General features: G+C 73.2%; 16 protein-coding genes and 1 tRNA gene. 9 read left to right on the top strand and 8 right to left on the bottom strand.

Annotation, left to right across the window (positions count from 1 at the left end):
- Positions 1-19 precede the first annotated feature (19 nt).
- Together V6D49_RS13035 and V6D49_RS13040 are read right to left on the bottom strand one after the other, a co-directional pair.
- Entirely contained in the window at positions 20-529 is a 510-nt protein-coding gene (locus V6D49_RS13035; RefSeq protein WP_340559711.1) for an FHA domain-containing protein FhaB/FipA, read from the bottom strand.
- 10 nt (positions 530-539) lie between these two features.
- On the bottom strand, positions 540-1,319 hold the full coding sequence (locus tag V6D49_RS13040) for a DUF3662 and FHA domain-containing protein (protein WP_340559712.1): 780 nt from the start codon (positions 1,317-1,319) through the stop codon (positions 540-542).
- 332 nt (positions 1,320-1,651) lie between these two features.
- Here V6D49_RS13040 and V6D49_RS13045 point away from each other — a divergent pair.
- From V6D49_RS13045 to meaB, 4 genes are all read left to right on the top strand, one after another.
- A tRNA-Leu gene (locus tag V6D49_RS13045) sits at positions 1,652-1,735 on the top strand.
- A gap of 183 nt (positions 1,736-1,918) precedes the next feature.
- Complete coding sequence (locus V6D49_RS13050) at positions 1,919-3,811, top strand: methylmalonyl-CoA mutase subunit beta (protein ID WP_340559713.1); 1,893 nt, start codon at positions 1,919-1,921, stop codon at positions 3,809-3,811.
- Positions 3,811-6,039, top strand: a complete 2,229-nt coding sequence (scpA, locus tag V6D49_RS13055; RefSeq protein ID WP_340559714.1) for a methylmalonyl-CoA mutase — start codon at positions 3,811-3,813, stop codon at positions 6,037-6,039. The genes V6D49_RS13050 and scpA overlap by 1 nt, the downstream gene beginning before the upstream one ends.
- Before the next feature lie 30 nt (positions 6,040-6,069).
- A complete protein-coding gene (meaB, locus tag V6D49_RS13060; RefSeq protein ID WP_340559716.1) occupies positions 6,070-7,089 on the top strand; it encodes a methylmalonyl Co-A mutase-associated GTPase MeaB in 1,020 nt (339 codons plus the stop codon).
- Between the two features lie 109 nt (positions 7,090-7,198).
- On the opposite strand, the gene V6D49_RS13065 is transcribed toward meaB, so the two are convergent.
- Positions 7,199-7,798 carry an FMN-dependent NADH-azoreductase gene (locus V6D49_RS13065; RefSeq protein WP_340559718.1) on the bottom strand — a complete coding sequence of 200 codons (600 nt, stop codon included), beginning with the start codon at positions 7,796-7,798 and terminating at the stop codon, positions 7,199-7,201.
- A gap of 153 nt (positions 7,799-7,951) precedes the next feature.
- On the opposite strand from V6D49_RS13065, the gene V6D49_RS13070 reads away from it, so the two are divergent.
- Genes V6D49_RS13070 through V6D49_RS13080 form a run of 3 tightly spaced genes read left to right on the top strand, consistent with a single transcriptional unit; the run spans position 7,952 to position 9,595 of the window.
- Positions 7,952-8,350 (top strand): winged helix-turn-helix transcriptional regulator, encoded by a 399-nt coding sequence (locus V6D49_RS13070; protein ID WP_340559719.1) that lies wholly within the window; start codon positions 7,952-7,954, stop codon positions 8,348-8,350.
- 25 nt (positions 8,351-8,375) lie between these two features.
- Entirely contained in the window at positions 8,376-9,197 is an 822-nt protein-coding gene (locus V6D49_RS13075) for a hypothetical protein (protein ID WP_340559720.1), read from the top strand.
- A gap of 59 nt (positions 9,198-9,256) precedes the next feature.
- Positions 9,257-9,595, top strand: a complete 339-nt coding sequence (locus V6D49_RS13080; protein ID WP_340559722.1) for a rhodanese-like domain-containing protein — start codon at positions 9,257-9,259, stop codon at positions 9,593-9,595.
- 15 nt (positions 9,596-9,610) lie between these two features.
- Here the strand turns inward: V6D49_RS13080 and V6D49_RS13085 are convergent, their stop codons facing one another.
- The 5 genes from V6D49_RS13085 to paaA are packed head-to-tail and all read right to left on the bottom strand — an operon-like array spanning position 9,611 to position 13,212.
- Complete coding sequence (locus tag V6D49_RS13085; protein ID WP_340563953.1) at positions 9,611-10,663, bottom strand: 2Fe-2S iron-sulfur cluster-binding protein; 1,053 nt, start codon at positions 10,661-10,663, stop codon at positions 9,611-9,613.
- Positions 10,664-10,665: 2 nt separating this feature from the next.
- On the bottom strand, positions 10,666-11,157 hold the full coding sequence (gene paaD, locus V6D49_RS13090) for a 1,2-phenylacetyl-CoA epoxidase subunit PaaD (protein WP_340563955.1): 492 nt from the start codon (positions 11,155-11,157) through the stop codon (positions 10,666-10,668).
- A gap of 17 nt (positions 11,158-11,174) precedes the next feature.
- Positions 11,175-11,873: a 1,2-phenylacetyl-CoA epoxidase subunit PaaC gene (gene paaC / locus V6D49_RS13095; protein ID WP_340563957.1), complete on the bottom strand. Its 699-nt coding sequence runs from the start codon at positions 11,871-11,873 to the stop codon at positions 11,175-11,177.
- Between the two features lie 32 nt (positions 11,874-11,905).
- Positions 11,906-12,199: a 1,2-phenylacetyl-CoA epoxidase subunit PaaB gene (paaB, locus tag V6D49_RS13100; RefSeq protein WP_340559724.1), complete on the bottom strand. Its 294-nt coding sequence runs from the start codon at positions 12,197-12,199 to the stop codon at positions 11,906-11,908.
- On the bottom strand, positions 12,196-13,212 hold the full coding sequence (paaA, locus tag V6D49_RS13105) for a 1,2-phenylacetyl-CoA epoxidase subunit PaaA (RefSeq protein ID WP_340559725.1): 1,017 nt from the start codon (positions 13,210-13,212) through the stop codon (positions 12,196-12,198). Before paaA ends, paaB begins: the two co-directional genes overlap by 4 nt.
- Positions 13,213-13,346: 134 nt before the next feature.
- Here paaA and V6D49_RS13110 point away from each other — a divergent pair, with 134 nt between their 5' ends.
- Together V6D49_RS13110 and V6D49_RS13115 are read left to right on the top strand one after the other, a co-directional pair.
- Entirely contained in the window at positions 13,347-14,162 is an 816-nt protein-coding gene (locus tag V6D49_RS13110) for a DUF5819 family protein (protein WP_340559727.1), read from the top strand.
- On the top strand, positions 14,159-15,499 hold the full coding sequence (locus tag V6D49_RS13115; protein WP_445330518.1) for an HTTM domain-containing protein: 1,341 nt from the start codon (positions 14,159-14,161) through the stop codon (positions 15,497-15,499). Before V6D49_RS13110 ends, V6D49_RS13115 begins: the two co-directional genes overlap by 4 nt.
- The last annotated feature ends 51 nt before the right edge of the window (positions 15,500-15,550 follow it).

Raw genomic sequence — 15,550 nt, forward strand, 5'->3', positions numbered from 1 at the left:
CTCCGGTCGTCATGTTCGTCTACTTCCGCAGCTCGATGACCGTCTTGCCGATGCGCAACGGCGCACCGGGCGGGATCGGCGTCGGAGTGGTGAGTCGGCTCCGGTCCAGGTACGTGCCGTTGGTGGAGCCGAGGTCCTCAACGATCCACTGGCCGTCGCGGTCCGGGTAGATCCTGGCATGCCGGCTCGACGCGTAGTCGTCGTCCAGCACGATCGTCGAGTCGTGGGCGCGGCCGAGGGTGATCGTCTGGCCCTGGAGGGCGACGGTCGTGCCGGTGAGGGAGCCCTCGGTCACGACCAGCTTCGTGGGCGCGCCCCGGCGGCCCCGGCCGCCGCCGCGTCCGCCGCCGGTGGACTGCTGCGGACGGGCCTGCGGACGGTCCGGGGCGCGGCGGGCCTGCGCTCCGGACCGCTGAGTGACCCGGGTGCCGAACAGGTCGCTGCGGATGACCTGTACGGCCACGATGACGAACAGCCACAGTACGGCGAGAAAACCCAGCCGCATGACCGTCAGGGTCAGCTCTGACATTGCCCCCGCTTCACCCTTCGGCTTGCCGGTAAATGATCGTGGTGCTGCCCACGACGATCCGTGAGCCGTCGCGGAGCGTAGCGTGTGTCGTCCGCTGTCCGTCCACCACGATGCCGTTGGTCGAACCGAGGTCCTGCACGACGACGGTGGGGCCGGTGCGGATCTCGCAGTGCTTGCGGGAGACGCCGGGATCGTCGATCCGGACGTCGGCCTCGGTGGAACGCCCGAGGACGAGGGTGGTGCGGGAGATCTGGTGCCGGCTGCCGTTGATCTCCACCCAGCGCCGGACCGGGCCGGGCGCTCCGGGCCCCGCCGCCGGACCGCCGGGCGGTGGGGCGGACGGCATGCGCGGCGCGCCCTGGGGCATCGGGGGCAGGCCGCCGCCGTGGTCGCCCGGGGCTCCGGGCTGGGAGGTGCTGGCGGCCATCGTGCGGCTGCGCACGCGGTAGAGGCCGGTGTCGAGATCGTCGGCCTTCTCCAGGTGGACCTTGACCGAGCCCATGAAGGTGTAGCGCTGCTGCTTGGCGTAGTCGCGCACCATGCCGGCCAGCTCGTCACTGAGCTGGCCCGCGTAGGGGGCGAGCCGCTCGTAGTCGGGCGCGCTCAGTTCCACGATGAAGTCGTTCGGGACGACCGTGCGGTCCCGGTTCCAGATCGTGGCGTTGTTGTCGCACTCGCGCTGGAGCGCGCCGGCGATCTCCACCGGCTGGACTTCGGACTTGAACACCTTGGCGAAGGTGCCGTTGACGAGGCCTTCGAGACGCTGCTCGAAGCGCTTGAGAACTCCCACGGTGCACCTCCTTCCCAACTTCCGGTGTCCTAGTACGCCTGCGCCGGGCGGGCAGGGCGCAGCTGCCGATACTGCTTACTGATCGTATCCACGCGCCGGGAAAACGGCTGGTTCCGCTTCGTTCCCCGACGTCGCGGGTGTCACCTCTCACACGGGATCGTAGAGGCGTCCGGCTCCCAGTGTCCCCCACCCGGCGGTGGACGCGGGGCGGCCGTTATGGATGTGAGAGCACTCCCGGCACCGTGCTAGTGTTTTGGACGTCGCCAGGGAGCGGCCCGAAGCGGAACGGAGTCATCCGGACGGCGGAGGAAGGTTCCTCACGACACACCCATGCGCGGGTGGCGGAATAGGCAGACGCGCTGGATTCAGGTTCCAGTGCCCGAAAGGGCGTGGGGGTTCAACTCCCCCCTCGCGCACATCGACGCAACGGTCGGCATCGTTCACGGTGCCGACCGTTGCGCGTTTCCCGGCCCGGCCCGTCGGAGTGCCGGAGGCATCGCTCCGTCACGCCCCGCGTGCCGCGCCCCACGTCCGGTGAGAGTCCAAGGTCACAGGTGATCGCCGGTGCGCTCGTCAGTGCTAAGCCCTAGCCTGCCGCTATGACGGTCCTGCCTGATGACGGGCTCTCTCTGGCCGCCGAGTTCCCGGAAGTCACACGCGCGCAGTGGCAGCACCTCGTCGAGGGTGTGCTGCGGAAGTCCGGCGCGAGTGAGGCCACCGGGGCAGGAGCCGAAGAGGCGCTCTCCACCCCACTTGAGGACGGGCTCAGCACCCGCCCGCTGTACACCGCCGACGACGCCCCCGGGGGCGGCGCCGGGTATCCGGGCTTCGCGCCCTTCGTGCGCGGCGGCACGCCCCGTGGCGGTTCGCCCGCCGGGTGGGACGTGCGCCAGCAGCACCGGAGCGCCGACGTCGCCCGCACCAACGAGGCGGTGCTGGCCGACCTGGAGAACGGCGTCAGCTCCCTGTGGCTGGTGCTGGGCCGGGCCGGACTGCCGGTGAGCGCTCTGCCCGCCGCGTTGGAGGGCGTCTACCTCGACCTCGCGCCCGTGGTGCTGGAGGCCGGAGAGGAGTTCGACGAGGCCGCCCGCGTCCTCCTCGACGTGTACGCGCAGCGCGACGTGCCCGCCGCGCAGGTGCGGGCCCAGTTGGGCGCCGACCCGCTGGGACTGCTGGCCCGCACCGGGGACGCCGGTCCGACGGCCGCCCTGCTCGGCGCCGCCGCCGCGTGGGCGGGCCGTCTCGGCGGCGACCACCCGGGCGTGCGCACGCTGACCGTCGACGCGCTGCCGTACCACGAGGCCGGCGCCTCCCCGGCGCAGGAGCTGGGCTGTTCGCTGGCGACGGCGGTGGCCTACCTGCGCACGCTGACGGAGTCCGGGCTGAGCGCCGAGGACGCCTGCCGTCAGCTGGAGTTCCGCTACGCGGCGACGGCCGACCAGTTCACGACGATCGCCAAGCTGCGGGCCGCGCGCCGGCTGTGGGCGCGGGTGGCCGAGGCGTGCGGCGTCACCACCGGCGCGGCGGCGCAGCGGCAACACGCGGTGACGTCCTCGGTGATGGTGACGCGCCGCGACCCGTGGGTGAACATGCTCCGCACCACCGTGGCGACGCTCGCGGCGGGCGTGGGCGGCGCCGACTCCGTCACGGTGCTGCCCTTCGACCACGCGGCCGGGCTGCCGGACGCCTTCGCGCGCCGGATCGCCCGGAACACCTCCACCATCCTCATCGAGGAGTCGCACTGCGCCCGGGTGATCGACCCGGCGGGCGGCTCCTGGTACGTCGAGCGGCTCACGGAGGAGCTGGCACGGGCGGCCTGGGCGTGGTTCCAGGAGATCGAGGGCGCGGGCGGCCAGGAGGCGGCGCTGCGCGACGGCGTCGTGGGCGAGCGGATCGCGGCCACCTGGGAACGCCGCCGGGAGGCGCTGGCGCACCGCCGGGAGCCGGTGACGGGGGTGAGCGAGTTCCCGCTGCTGGACGAGGAGCCGGTGCGCCGCGACCCGGCGCCGGAGCCGCTGTCCGGAGGGCTGCCGCAGGTGCGCAGGGACGAGGCGTACGAGGCGCTGCGGTCCCGTTCGGACGCGCACCTCGCCGCGACCGGTGAGCGGCCGAGGGTGCTGCTGGCGGCGCTGGGCAAGGCCGCCGCGTACACCGGCCGGGCGACGTTCGCGGCCAACCTGTTCCAGGCGGGCGGCATCGAGCCGGTGCTCGTCCCCGTGGACGCCGCGGACCCCGCCGGGGCCGCCGAGGCGGTCCGGGAGGCCGGGGCCGCCGTCGTGTGTCTGTGCTCCAGCGACGCGGTCTACGCCGAGGAGGCCGTTCCGGCCGCGCAGGCGGTGCGGTCGGCGGGCGCGCGCTCGGTGTTCCTCGCCGGGCGCCCCGGTGAGCTGCGCGAGAGCCTGGAGGCAGCCGGTGTGGGCGGGTACGTCGCCGTCGGCGGGGACGCGGTGGGCCTGCTGGCCGGCGTCCTGGACGAGCTGGGAGTGAAGTGATGAGCAGCATCCCCGACTTCACCGGGATCGAGCTGGGCACCCCGGCCCCCGAGGGGGACGCCGACGCCTGGCGCGCCGCGTACACCGAGGCGCGGGCCGGGCGGGACGGCGAGGCCGGTCCGGGCCCGGAGGACGCGGTGTGGGAGACGCCGGAGGGCATCGGCGTCAAGCCGCTGTACACGGCCGAGGACCTCGCGGGGCTGGACTTCCTGTCCACCTATCCGGGCACGGCGCCGTACCTGCGCGGCCCGTACCCGACGATGTACGTCAACCAGCCGTGGACGATCCGCCAGTACGCGGGCTTCTCCACGGCCGAGGAGTCGAACGCCTTCTACCGGCGCAACCTGGCGGCCGGGCAGAAGGGCCTGTCCGTCGCCTTCGACCTGCCCACGCACCGGGGGTACGACTCGGACCACCCGCGTGTCACGGGTGACGTCGGCATGGCGGGCGTGGCGATCGACTCGATCTACGACATGCGACAGCTGTTCGACGGCATCCCGCTGGACCGCATGAGCGTGTCGATGACGATGAACGGCGCGGTCCTGCCCGTCCTGGCGCTGTACATCGTCGCCGCCGGGGAGCAGGGCGTCCCGCCCGAGAAGCTGGCCGGAACCATTCAGAACGACATTCTGAAGGAGTTCATGGTCCGCAACACCTACATCTACCCGCCGCAGCCCTCGATGCGGATCATCTCGGACATCTTCGCGTACACCTCGCAGAAGATGCCGCGCTACAACTCGATCTCCATCTCCGGCTACCACATCCAGGAGGCCGGGGCCACGGCCGACCTGGAGCTGGCCTACACGCTGGCGGACGGCGTCGAGTACCTGCGCGCGGGGCTCGGCGCGGGCCTGGACGTGGACGCCTTCGCGCCCCGGCTGTCGTTCTTCTGGGCGATCGGCATGAACTTCTTCATGGAGGTCGCCAAGCTGCGCGCCGCGCGGCTGCTGTGGGCGAAGCTGGTCCGGGGCTTCGACCCGAAGAACCCCAAGTCCCTGTCGCTGCGCACGCACTCGCAGACCTCGGGCTGGTCGCTGACGGCGCAGGACGTCTTCAACAACGTCACGCGCACGTGCGTGGAGGCGATGGCGGCCACCCAGGGGCACACCCAGTCGCTGCACACCAACGCGCTCGACGAGGCGCTGGCGCTGCCGACGGACTTCTCCGCCCGCATCGCCCGCAACACCCAGCTGATGCTCCAGCAGGAGTCGGGGACCGGCCGGGTCATCGACCCGTGGGGCGGCAGCGCCTACGTGGAGCGGCTGACGTACGACCTGGCGCGGCGGGCCTGGCAGCACATCCAGGAGGTCGAGGAGGCCGGCGGCATGGCGAAGGCCATCGACGCGGGCATCCCCAAGCTCCGGGTGGAGGAGGCCGCCGCCCGCACCCAGGCGCGCATCGACTCCGGCCGCCAGCCGGTCATCGGCGTCAACAAGTACCGCGTGGCGAGCGACGAGCAGATCGAGGTGCTGAAGGTCGACAACTCCTCGGTGCGGGCGCAGCAGATCGACAAGCTGCGCCGGCTGCGTGCGGAGCGGGACGAGGCCGTCACGCAGGACGCGCTGCGGGCGCTGACGCACGCCGCCGAGAAGGGCCACCAGGACGGCGGCTCCCTGGACGGCAACCTGCTGCACCTGGCCGTGAACGCGGCCCGCGCGAAGGCGACCGTCGGGGAGATCTCGGACGCGTTGGAGAAGGTGTACGGACGGCACGCGGGTCAGATCCGTACCATCTCCGGTGTGTACCGGGAAGAGGCCGGGCAGTCCTCCGCGCTGGAGGGCACCCGCACGCTGGTGAGCGACTTCGAGGAGGCCGAGGGCCGCCGTCCGCGCATCCTCGTCGCCAAGATGGGTCAGGACGGGCACGACCGGGGGCAGAAGGTCATCGCGACGGCCTTCGCCGACCTCGGCTTCGACGTCGACGTCGGCCCGCTGTTCCAGACGCCGGAGGAGGTGGCGCGGCAGGCCGTGGAGGCCGACGTCCACATCATCGGCGTCTCCTCGCTGGCCGCCGGGCACCTCACGCTCGTGCCCGCGCTGCGGGAGGAGCTGGCGGCGCAGGACCGCGAGGACATCATGATCGTCGTGGGCGGCGTCATTCCGCCCGCCGACGTGGAGCCGCTGCGGGAGATGGGGGCCGCCGCGGTGTTCCTGCCGGGCACGGTCATCCCGGAGGCCGCGCACGACCTGGTGCGCGCCCTGGCGTCCGGGCTCGGCCACGAACTCTGAGGACCGGTGGGGAGCTGTAGACGGGTGGGCATGGCTGCCAGGAAGGGTAAGCCCGACCTCGACACGTACGTGCAGGGCGTCCTGGACGGCTCACGGGCGTGGATCGCGCGGGCGATCACGCTCGTGGAGTCCACCCGCCCCGATCACCGGCGCCTCGCGCAGCAGCTCCTCACGGAGCTGCTGCCGCACGCCGGCAAGGCGCGGCGGGTGGGCATCAGCGGGGTGCCCGGGGTGGGCAAGTCGACGTTCATCGACGCACTGGGCACGCTGCTGACGGGGCTCGGCCACAAGGTGGCGGTGCTGGCCGTCGACCCGTCGTCGGGCCGGACCGGGGGCTCGATCCTCGGGGACAAGACGCGGATGGCCCGGCTCGCCGTGGACCCGAACGCGTTCGTGCGGCCCTCGCCGACGTCGGGGACGCTCGGCGGGGTGGCGCGCGCGACGCGGGAGTCGATGGCCGTCATGGAGGCCGCCGGGTACGACGTGGTGCTGGTGGAGACGGTCGGGGTGGGGCAGTCGGAGACGACGGTCGCCGCGATGACGGACACCTTCCTGCTGCTCTCGCTGGCCCGGACCGGGGACCAGTTGCAGGGCATCAAGAAGGGCGTCCTGGAGCTGGCGGACGTCGTCGCCATCAACAAGGCGGACGGTCCGCACGCCCGGGACGCGAAGGCGGCGGCCCGCGAACTGGCGGGCGCGCTGCGGCTGTTGCAGCCGCCGAACGCGGAGTGGAACCCTCCGGTCCTCACCTGCAGCGCGCGGGAGGGCACGGGCCTGGAGGAGCTGTGGGAGCGGATCGAGCAGCACCGCTCGCTCCTCGTCGGCACCGGTGCGCTGGCCGCGAAGCGCAGCGAGCAGCAGGTGGAGTGGGTGTGGTCCATGGTCCGGGACCAGCTGCTGGACCGGCTGACCCACGACCCGGCGGTGCGGGAGCTGGCGCCGGGGCTGGAGGCCGACGTGCGGGCGGGGAAGCTGACCGCATCGCTGGCGGCCGACCGACTGCTGGCCGCCTTCACCGCCCTCGGGCCCGCCGGGGAACGCGACGCCTGACGTCTGACGTCTGACGTTTGACGCCTGAGGGTCGACCGCCGAGGTTCGACGCGCCCCGCCTCCCCGTGGACGGGCCGGGGCGCGGCCCGTCCTGCCGGGGTGACGGCGGTCAGGCGTGGGCGGCGGCCAGCAGCTTCGCCCGGCTCTCCGCCGCCGTGTGCGCGGCGTCGCGGGACTTCTCGAAGAGCGGGATCAGCTCCTCCATGGCCGGGACGGTCGGGGCCAGCGTCAGCTCGGGCACGATGAACTCCACGTCCAGCCCCATCTGCGTCGCGAAGACGTACCGCAGGTAGTCCTGCACGTAGTCGTTGCCCTCCTGCGGGGTGCCGGGCGCGTAGGAGCCGCCCCGGCTGGCGACGATCGTCGTCGGGGTGCCGGCGGCGCTCGGCTCGGGGGCGGCGGCCGTGCGGCCCATCACGAGCACGTGGTCGATCCACGCCTTGAGGGTGGAGGGGATCGCGTAGTTGTACATCGGGGCGCCGATGAGCACGGCGTCCGCCGTCTCCAGCTCGCGGATCAGGGTCTCGCGCAGCTCGGAGGCGAAGCCGGAGCCGTCGAGGTGCGGCACGGGGTCCTGGGAGAGGTCGCGGTAGATCACCGTGCCCTCGGGGTGCTCGTTCTCCCAGGTGGTGCGGAAGGCCGCCGTGACGGCGCGGGACGCGCTGGTGTCGCCGTTCAGGGACGTGTCGAGGTGCAGCAGCGTGGCCATGGTGGTTCTCCTCAGGATGGCGGGGAGGCGGGGAGGCGGGAAGGCCGGAAGTCCGGGAATCTCGGTAAGTGGGTGCACTTCCGTCTGCACCTATTGGTAGCACAGCTACTTACTAATCGGAAGTCCCTTGCGCTCGTGCAGTACCCTGGGCGCATGGCCGAGCCACGCGAACAGACCGAAGCGGCCGGGACGTCCACGGCGTCACCGGGCTGCAGCTCGCCCACGCACGGCATCACCCGCGTCTTCGAGCTGCTGGGCAAGCGCTGGACGGGCGTGATCATCGCCGCCCTGATGAGCGGCCCCGGGCACTTCACCGAACTGCGCCGCGCCGTCCCCGGCATCAGCGAGCGCATGCTCTCCGACCGGCTGGGGGAGCTGGCCGCGCTGCACCTCGTGCTGCGCACCGTGGACGAGGGCCCGCCGCTGCGCGTCTCCTACGCGCTGACGGAGGCCGGGCTCGCCCTGCGCCCCGCCATGGTCGAGCTGACCCGCTGGGCCGACGCCCACCTCCCCGAGGGCGGCTCCTCCTGCCCCCAGCAGTTCCAGCCCTGAGCGGCGCGCACGTAGGGTGGCCCGGGTGAGTACGCCACAGCAGCCCCCGCACGCCCACAGCGAGCAGCCGGAGTCCGGGACGGACCGGCTGGAACGGGCGGTCCGCGCGGCGGAGACGGCGCTGATCGAGTACGAGATCGCGGTCGAGACCTTCCGCATCGAGGTGGAGAACTTCTCCCGGCTGCACCAGCAGCGCCTCGGCCCCGTCTACCTGCGGCTCGACGAGCTGGACGCCCGGATCGCCGAGGCGGTGGCCGCCCGCAGCCAGGACCCGGAGGACGTCCGCCGCGCGCGGCAGGCGCGGGCCGCCGTCGCGCCGATCCCGGGGATCGACGAGCTGCTGGGCGGCTGGATCCAGTCCGAGGGCATGTCGCCGGAGGCCCAGGCCATGCTGAACGAGCGCTCGGTGCGCCCGCCGGAGCGGGTCCGGCCCGGTGAGGAGGCCCGCCGCCGCTACCGCGAGCTGGTCCGCAAGGCCCACCCGGACCTGGTGACCGACGAGGACGAGCGGCTGCGGCGCGAGGAGTTCATCGTCCGCGTGAACCGCGCTTACGCCGACGGCGACGAGGAGGCGCTCGCCGCCCTCGCCGAGGAGTGGGCGGCCGGGCCGCCCCGGGAGCCCGACCCCGTCAGCCGGGGCGAGGAGCTGTACGCGCGGCTGGAGTGGCTGGCGTCCCGCAAGGACTGGCTCAGCCAGGTCGTGCGGGAGCTGGAGGACAGCGCCATCGGCTCCATGCTGAAGCTGGCGCACGACGACCCCGACGGCCTGCTCGACGAGATCGCCCAGCAACTCGACGCCCAGGTCGCCGAACGGGAGCAGCGGCTCGCCGAGCTGCTGGAACCCTAGGGGCACGGGCACCACCGCCCGCACCACCCCGCCCGCACCCGAGAGGAAGCGCGAGACCGATGAACCACGCCCCCATCCCCTCCGTGGACGTCAGGGACGTCCCCGCCGACGCCTTCCTGCTGGACGTCCGCGAGCCCGACGAGTGGGCCGCCGGACGGGCCGAGGGCGCCCTCCACGTCCCGATCGGCGAGATCGTCGGCCGGGCCGCGGAGGTCACCGAGCGCGCCGGGGACGACCGGGTCTACGTGGTGTGCCGCGTCGGCGGGCGCTCGGCGCAGGTGACGCAGTTCCTCGTCGCCCAGGGCGTGGACGCCGTCAACGTGGACGGCGGCATGCTGAGCTGGGCCGCCGCCGGGCGCCCGATGACCGGCGACGCGGACCCCGCCCACGTCCTGTGACGGGGGCCGGCGCCGTCAGGCGTCGAAGTCGACGGTGACGGACGGGGTCGCCGGGCGCGACTGGCAGGCCAGGACGTAGCCGTCGGCCAGCTCGTCGTCCTCCAGCGCGAAGTTGCGGTCCATCCGCACCTCGCCGTCCAGCAGCCGGACCCGGCAGGTGCCGCACACCCCGCCCTTGCACGCGTAGGGGGCGTCCGCGCGGTGCCGCAGCACGGTCTCCAGGACCGTCTCCCCGGCGCGGGCGGGCCAGCTTCCGCCGCGTCCGTCCAGGGTGGCGCTGACGGTCGCCTCCGGGCCCGCCTCCGCCTCGGCCGCCGGTGCGGCGGGTGCGGGCGTCCCGGCGGCGTGGAAGATCTCCTGGTGCACCCGGTCCCGGGGGACGCCGAGGGTGCGCAGCGCCTCCTCGGCGCCCTCCACCAGGCCGTGGGGCCCGCACAGGAACCAGCCCGCGACGTCCGGCACGGGCAGCAGGGCGGGCAGGAGGGACGCCAGCCGTGCGGCGTCCAGCCGTCCGGTGGGCAGGCCCGTCTGCCGCTCCTCCCGGGAGAGGGTGTGCACCAGGTGCAGCCGCTCGGGGAAGCGGTCCTTCAGCTCGGCCGTCTCCTCCAGGAACATCGCCGAGGCGGTCGTGCGGTCGGCCCGCAGGAGGCAGAACCGCGCGTCCGGCTCCTGGGCGAGCAGGGTCGCGGCGATGGACAGGACGGGCGTGATGCCGCTGCCGCCGACGACGGCGGCGTAGTGCCCGGGGCGCGGCTCCAGCACGAAGCGGCCGGTGGGCGGCATGACGTCGACCTCGTCGCCGACGGCCAGTTCCTTGAGCGCCCAGGACGAGAACGCGCCCGCCTCGACGTGCCGGATGCCCACCTTCAGCAGCGGCTCGGGCCCGGCCGGGGTGCAGATCGAGTACGTGCGCCGCACCTCCGTGCCGTCGATGACCCGGCGCAGGGTGAGGTGCTGTCCGGGCCGGTGGAGAAAGGTCTCCCGCAGCTCGGGCGGGACCGCGAACGTCACGGCCACGGCGTCGTCGGTGAGCCGCTCGACCGCCGAGACGCGGAGCGCATGGAAGATCATCACAGCTCCTTGAAGTGGTCGAACGGCTCCAGGCAGGCGGTGCAGCGACGCAGCGCCTTGCAGGCGGTGGAGGAGAAGCGGCTCAGCAGCGCGGTGTCCGTGGAGCCGCAGTGCGGGCAGCGGATGGCGAGGGTGAGGGGGACGGCCCCGCCGTCCGCGTCCCGCAGTGGCCGGGGCGGCGCGATGCCCGCCTCGGCGAGCTTGCGGCGCCCCTCGGCGGTGATGTCGTCCGTGCTCCAGGCCGGCGCCAGCACCGTGCGCACGGCGACCTCCGGCATGCCGCGCGCGTGCAGCACCCGCTCCACGTCGGCGGCCATCGTCTCCACGGCGGGGCAGCCGGTGTAGGTCGGCGTCAGCTCCACCTCCACCCGCCCCGGGCCGGTGACGTGCACCGCCCGCAGGACGCCCAGCTCGGCGAGGCCGACCTGCGGCAGCTCCGGGTCCGGCACGGCACCGGCCAGCTCCCACAGCTCCGCCTCCAGCGCCGTCATGTCGGCGCGGGTCCCGGTCACCACGACGCCCCCGGGTGGCTGCGGTGCAGGTGCTGCATCTCGGCGAGCAGCCGCCCGAAGGGCTCGGTGTGGACGCCCTGCCGCCCGGCCCCGGCGGCCCACGGCGCGGCCTGCGGGCCCTTCGGCACGGTCAGCGTGGCCTGCGTGACGATGCCGGTGACGCTGGTGCGCCAGGTGTCCTCCAGGGTGTCCCAGGCGACGTCCAGGCCCTCGACCGGCCGGAACAGCTCGCCCGTGTACCGCCACAGGGCGTCCAGCGCGGTCTGCATGCGCCGGTGGCTCTCCTCGGTGCCGTCGCCCAGGCGCAGCGTCCACTGCTCGGCGTGGTCCCGGTGGTAGGCGCACTCCTTGACGGCCTTCGCGGCCAGGGCGGAGAGCGGTTCCGTGCCGCCCGCGAGCTGCCCGTACAGCAGCTCCTGGTAGGTGGAGAAGTAGAGCTGGCGGGCGATGGTGTGGGCGAAGTCCCCGTTCGGCTGCTCCACGAGCTGCACGTTGCGAAAGTCCCGCTCCTCGCGGCGGAACGCCAGCTCGTCCTCGTCGCCGCTGAGCGTCAGCAGGGTGCGGGCCTGGCCGAGGAGGTCCAGCGCGATGTTGGCGAGCGCGACCTCCTCCTCCAGCTCCGGAGCGTGACCGGCCCACTCGCCGAGCCGCTGGGCGAGGATCAGGGCGTCGTCCCCGAGGGGCAGCGTCGCCATGTTCCCGGGGCTGTCCGGGCGGGCTGCGGTGCTCACAGGTTCTCCACCCCCTCGGGGACCTCGTAGAACGTCGGGTGGCGGTAGGGCTTGTCGGCCGAGGGCGCGAAGAAGGGGTCCTTCTCGTCCGGCGAGGAGGCGGTGATCTGCGCGGAGGGCACGACCCACAGGGAGACGCCCTCGTTGCGCCGGGTGTAGAGGTCACGCGCGTTGCGCAGGGCCATCTGCGCGTCCGGCGCGTGCAGGCTTCCGGCGTGCGTGTGGGACAGCCCGCGCCGTCCGCGCACGAAGACCTCCCACAGCGGCCATTCGGACGATGTCCCGCTCATGCTGCCTCCCCGCTCCGCGCGCCGGTGTGCTGGGTGGCGTGCTCGGTGGCGTGTTTGGTGGCGTACGCCGCCGCTGCCCCGCGCACCCAGGCGCCGTTCTCGTGCGCCGCCCGGCGCTGACTGATCCGCTGCTCGTTGCACGGGCCGTTGCCCTTGAGCACCTGCTGGAACTCCGACCAGTCGATCGGGCCGAAGTCGTGGTGCCCGCGCTCCTCGTTCCACCGCAGCTCCGGGTCGGGCAGGGTGAGGCCGAGCGACTCGGCCTGCGGCACGCAGATGTCGACGAAGCGCTGGCGCAGCTCGTCGTTCGAGTGCCGCTTGATCTTCCACGCCATGGACTGCGCGGAGTGCGCCGACTCGTCGTCCGGCGGGCCGAACATCATGAGCGACGGCCACCACCAGCGGTCCACCGCGTCCTGCGCCATGGCCTTCTGCGCCTCGGTGCCCCGGCTGAGGGCGAGCAGCAGCTCGTAGCCCTGGCGCTGGTGGAAGGACTCCTCCTTGCAGATGCGGATCATGGCCCGCGCGTAGGGCCCGTAGGAGCAGCGGCACAGCGGCACCTGGTTGGTGATCGCCGCGCCGTCCACGAGCCAGCCGATCGCACCGACGTCGGCCCAGGTCAGCGTCGGGTAGTTGAAGATCGAGGAGTACTTCTGGCGGCCGTTGTGCAGCTTGTCGAGCAGCTCGTCCCGGCCGGTGCCGAGCGTCTCGGCGGCGCTGTAGAGGTACAGGCCGTGGCCCGCCTCGTCCTGCACCTTGGCCAGCAGGATGGCCTTGCGGCGCAGCGACGGGGCCCGGCTGATCCAGTTGGCCTCGGGCTGCATGCCGATGATCTCGGAGTGCGCGTGCTGGGCGATCTGCCGGACGAGGGTGGCCCGGTAGGCGTCGGGCATCCAGTCGCGCGGCTCGATGCGCTCGTCGGCCGCGACGGCGGCGTCGAAGGCGGCCTGGAACGCCTCGGTCTCCGCCTCCCCCGGTGCCTCTGGGCCGTGTCCCGGCAGCACTGTCGTCATGCTGAGCCCCTCCGTCGTCCCGTCGCGTCGCACCAACCGACCGATCGTTCGGTTCAATGATTGGCGCGACCGGCCCCCGCTGTCAAGGAGTGGCTAACCTCTGGGGGGACCGCACCGAGGGAGACGGGGAGCGCATGGAGTCCAACGACAGGCCACCGGCACCGCGACCACCCGCGGAGCCGTGGCCGCGCGTGGCGGCGGGCTCGGAGGAGCCGCCCGCCGACGCCCCCCGCGCGGACAGCGCCCCGGCGGGCGAGGGCGGCCCCCCGGAGGCCACCGAGGCCACCGCGCGCGCCGAGCAGGGCGACGGCGCGGCGGGCGTCCTGGCGCTGCCGCTGCTCCCGAAGCTGCTGCTCGTCGCCGCCGCCGCGGCCGTCGCCGTCGCCGTCGCCGCGCACCTGGGCGCCGTCTTCCTGCACGTCGCGCCGTCGAACACCCTCAGTCGGCAGCACGACGAGACGCTCGACGACTACATCTACCCGGAGTTCGAGCAGAACTGGAAGCTGTTCGCCCCGAACCCCCTCCAGCAGAACATCGCCGTGCACGCCCGCGCGGAGATACGTGACGAGGACGGCTCCCTGCGGCGCACCGGCTGGGTCGACCTCACCGCGATGGACGCCGAGAGCATTCGCGGCAACCCCTTCCCCAGCCACACCAACCAGAACGAGCTCCGGCGCGCCTGGGACTTCTTCACCGGCTCGCACGACGACGACAACCGCCCCAACGGATCGCGCGGCGAGATGTCCGAGAGCTACCTCAAGCGGATCGTCATGCTCCGCCTCGGCCCCCGGCTGGGCGCCGACCGGGTGACGAAGGTCCAGCTCCGCTCCGCCCGCCGCACGGTCGAACCGCCGCCGTGGAGCAAGGAGTCCGTGAACACCGAGACCCGCTACCGCGTGCTGCCGTGGTGGCCCGTCGTCAGCGCCGACATCCCGGAGGCCGCCCGATGACGCACCCGGTGCCGCCCGCCGCCCCCGCCACCCCGCCGCCCGCGGGCTCCACCCGCAGGCCGTCCTTCGCGATGCGCTTCGACCGCGCCCTGCTGACCGGCTTCCTGCGCGTCACCGGGACGGCCCTCGGCCCGTACCAGACGGCGATCGTCCGCATCGGCTTCGCCGCGACCTGGCTGTTCTTCCTGCTGCGCGAGATCCCGCACCGCCACGAGCTCTACGGCCCCGACTCGCCGTGGAGCTTCACCCTCGCCGAGCGCCTGATCGGTGACAACGACGCCTTCACCGTCCTGCTGTGGTCCGACAGCACGCTCTGGTTCGAGGCCGTGTACCTGTTCGCCGTCGCCGCGAGCGCCGGTCTCCTCGTGGGCTGGCGCACCCGCACGATGTCCGTCTTCTTCATGATCGGCGTGCTGTCGCTGCAGAACCGCAGCGTCTTCATGGGGGACGGCGGTGACAACGTCATCCACCTCATGGCCATGTACCTCGTCCTCACGCGCTGCGGGCGGGTGTGGTCGCTGGACGCGCGCCGGGCCCGGCGGCGTCCGCAGCCGGACCGGGGCGCGGACGCCACCGGCGTCGTCCTCGCCGCCCTCACCGGCGTCGCGCTCGTGACCTGCCTCGGCCTCGGGCTGCTCGCGCCCGGCTGGGCGGTCGTCTTCGCCCTCCTGTGGGTCGCCCAGGCCGCCTGGTGGGTCGTGCGCCGCCACGCCCCCGGGGCGCCGCGCACGACGCTCGACGCCCTGGCGAACCTCGTGCACAACGGCGCCCTGCTGGTGATCATCGCCGAGGTGTGCCTCATCTACGCCACCGCCGGCTGGTACAAGGTGCAGGGCTCGCGCTGGCAGGACGGCACCGCCGTCTACTACCCGATGCACCTGGACTACTTCTCGCCCTGGCCCGCTCTCTCCGAGGCCCTGGGCTCCCACGGCACCATGATCATGCTGATCACCTACGGCACGGTCATCGTCCAGGTCGCCTTCCCCTTCACCCTGTTCAACCGCCGGGTGAAGAACGTCCTGCTCGCCGTCATGATCGTCGAGCACCTCTCCATCGCCGTCCTCCTCGGGCTGCCGTTCTTCTCCCTGGCGATGATCGCGGCCGACGCCGTCTTCCTCCCCACCGTCTTCCTGGTCTGGCTCGGCGCCCGCGTCTCCGGCCTCACGGCCCGCTTCCGACGCCGTCCGGCGGTGGCCGTGCCCGGCCAGCGCGCCCCGGCGGACGACGCCGAGGACGCGGAGGACGCCGAGGCCGAGGACGCCGCCGCCGTCGGGGAGCCGGACGACCGCTCGTCGACCGCGCCGACCTCGACCGCGCCGTCGTCGACCGGCCGCTGACATCCGTCACGCCGGAGCACCCCCGCCGGGTCCTACGGTGGGTGGCGTCGG

The sequence above is a fragment of the Streptomyces sp. GSL17-111 genome (assembly GCF_037911585.1).
GTDB lineage: Bacteria > Actinomycetota > Actinomycetes > Streptomycetales > Streptomycetaceae > Streptomyces.